This window comes from Desulfobulbus alkaliphilus, assembly GCF_016918545.1.
Taxonomy (GTDB): Bacteria; Desulfobacterota; Desulfobulbia; order Desulfobulbales; family Desulfobulbaceae; genus Desulfobulbus; species Desulfobulbus alkaliphilus.
On record NZ_JAFFQC010000212.1, the window covers coordinates 1 to 456 of the forward strand.

1 protein-coding gene is annotated in these 456 nt (G+C 56.6%); it reads left to right on the forward strand.

Annotated elements, in window-relative coordinates; all coding sequences use genetic code 11:
* Window positions 1-145: 145 nt before the first annotated feature.
* On the forward strand, window positions 146-456 hold a 311-nt coding region (locus JWG43_RS18160; RefSeq protein ID WP_205244339.1), incomplete at its 3' end, for an ATP-binding cassette domain-containing protein.

Consider the following 456-nt stretch of genomic DNA (forward strand, 5'->3'; position numbering starts at 1 on the left):
CGTCTCAACCGAGCTACCCCCGAAAATACAGCGTCTGATGACGCGTACGTGGACCAAGGTCAAGACGGGCAAGTAATCTCGCCAGACCACCTATCCAAGGCCCGGCCATCAAGGCCGGGCTGCTAAATTTGTTGGGAGTTACGTAATGGCTGTTGCCTCCGGCGCCTATAAGAAAGCCCTCGAGGGCGACCAGACACCCAAGCAGGTGCTGGTCAAAATCGACCGGGTCACGAAGAAATTCGACGAGACGATTGCCGTGGACGATGTGTCCCTGGAAATCAACAAGGGCGAAATCTTCGCCTTGCTCGGCGGATCGGGATCGGGCAAATCCACTTTGCTGCGCATGCTCGCCGGTTTCGAGCGCCCAACAGAGGGTCGTATCTTCCTTGACGGTGTTGATATCACCGACCTGCCGCCCTATGAGCGGCCGATCAATATGATGTTCCAGTCCTATGC